Raw genomic sequence first — 2,059 nt, 5'->3', positions numbered from 1 at the left:
GGGGCGATCACCACCGCCACACCGCGGGGCTGGTAGTGGTAATGGTTGGTTTCGCCGGGCAGGTTGCACTCCCGTCCCCGCTCCAGAGCCTCCATCTGTTGGGCGTAGTAGCGGCAAAAATCGATGGCCTCGGAAACTTCCCCATCGGCCTGGGCAATGGGCTTGCCCACCTCCAGCACCATCCAGGCAGCCAGCTCCGCCCGCTGGGCTTCGATTTGCTCCGCCACCCGCCGCAGGATCCCCGCCCTCACGGCAACGGGGGTGCGCCTCCAGCTGGGGAAGCTGGCTTGGGCCGCTGCCAAGGCTTGCTCCACCTGTTCCGGCTCGGTCAACCCAATTTCCGCTACCACCTGTTGGGGATCCGCAGGGTTGAGGGAGAGCATCGCTTGTCGAGTGGGGCGATATTCTCCGGCAATCCAGGGCTGAACCCTCTGACCCAGTTGAGGCCGGATCTCGTCCAATGCCTGAAAAAAGGGATCCCGCTGCTGGGGCTGGCTGAAATCCGTATCGGGAGCGGCGGCAAACGAGAGAGAAGGAGCCTGGAAAACGGATCCCTCGTCCAAGACCGGCGGGGCCAACAGCTGCTCGGGGTTGTAGCCCTGAACGCTTTGCCGCAGGAAAGAGGTGTTGGCGGTGTTTTCCAGCAAGCGCCGGATCAGGTAGGCCATACCCGGCAGCAGCTCCCCGTAGGGGCAGTACACCCGCACCCGCTGTCCCTTCTGCACCAAGGCCTTGGCCAGGGGATCGGCCATGCCATAGAGCACCTGCAGTTCAAAAGCAGACTGGGGCACCTCCAGCGCTTGGGCGATGGCAATGGCTTTGGCCTGAGAGCGCACATTGTGGCTGGCGATGGCGGCGTGGAGATGGGTGTGGTGCTCCAACAAAAGCTGGGTCATGCGCTCGAAGTTGGCGTCGGTAGCAGACTTGCTGTTGTAAACCGGCTGTGGCCAGTGCTTTTGCGCCGCCAGGATGGTCTCTTGATCCCAGTAGGCCCCCTTGACCAAGCGCACCGTCACCGGGGATCCCCGCTCTTTGGCCCAGGCGATCAGGTTTTGCAGATCGGTGTAGCTATCCCGCAGGTAGGCCTGCAGCGTCAGGCCAACGTCGGTGCGGCCTCGGAACTCCGGCTCCAGCAGCAGCTCCTGCAAAATGGCCAGGGTGAGGGATTTGTAGCGGTACTGCTCCATGTCGAAATGGATCCCGACTCCCAGAGCTTCTGCCCGGCGCAACAGGACGCGAATCCGTTCCCCCACTCTGGTTTTGGCCCCCAGGGGATCGATGGGATCGAACTGGGAATAGAAGGCTGTCAGCTTTACCGACACTTGCGGCACCGGCTGCGGTTGTGGCCAGGTTTTGACCATCTTTGCCAAATGCTCCATCACCTGCAGATAGCGATCCAGATAGGATTGGGCTTCCGCTTCGGTGATGACGGCTTCCCCCAGCAAATCCAGCGTGAAAGCCATACCCTGCCGGTGCAGAGCTTCCAGAGTTTTGCTGACTTGCTGCAGGGTTTCTCCGGCAATATAGCGGCGGGCCAGAGCTTCCACAGCAGCGGTGAGAGTGCTGGCAGCCAACTGTCCTGGCAGGGAGTCGGGGTCTGCGAAGTTGAGCAGGCTCTTCAGCATCCCCGGCAACTCTACTGCCGGATCCAAGAGATACTCCTGCAAATGGCGGGCCACCTCAGCCTTGCTTTTCAGGCTGGGCAAGACATCGATCAAGCGGAACAACTGGGTGCGCAGGTGGGGGTTCTCCATCGCCCAGGCCAGCAGCTTGTCCTCCCAGCGCAGTTGATCCCGCCACTGGGCCAGCAGGGATCTCTTCTCTCCCGAAAGAGAGGCGAACAGAGATTGGGCAAGAGCTTGGGTTTGGGCCTCGTAGGCAGTAGGAGCAGCTTGGGCAACCATCTGATGCACCGGGGGGCGGGATCCCTACCATCCTGTCATGGAAAGGATGGAACCTGAGGCCGATTTTGGGAAGATAATGGCTTATGGGGCCACCGCAAATCCTCGAATAGCTACGCCGGGTATAAGCAGCTTTGCAGGAGCATGACTCTAGTCAA

Annotated in this window: 1 protein-coding gene; it reads right to left on the bottom strand. The window is 61.1% G+C overall.

From position 1 onward, the window contains the following. The coding region (locus NW819_RS13685; protein WP_414414084.1) for a proline dehydrogenase family protein at positions 1-1,904 on the bottom strand (1,904 nt) is incomplete at its 3' end. Between the last annotated feature and the right edge of the window lie 155 nt (positions 1,905-2,059).

The organism is Synechococcus sp. R8-2 (genome assembly GCF_047461715.1).
Classification (GTDB): Bacteria; Cyanobacteriota; Cyanobacteriia; order Thermostichales; family Thermostichaceae; genus Thermostichus.
This window is presented reverse-complemented; position numbering and strand designations above follow the sequence as displayed.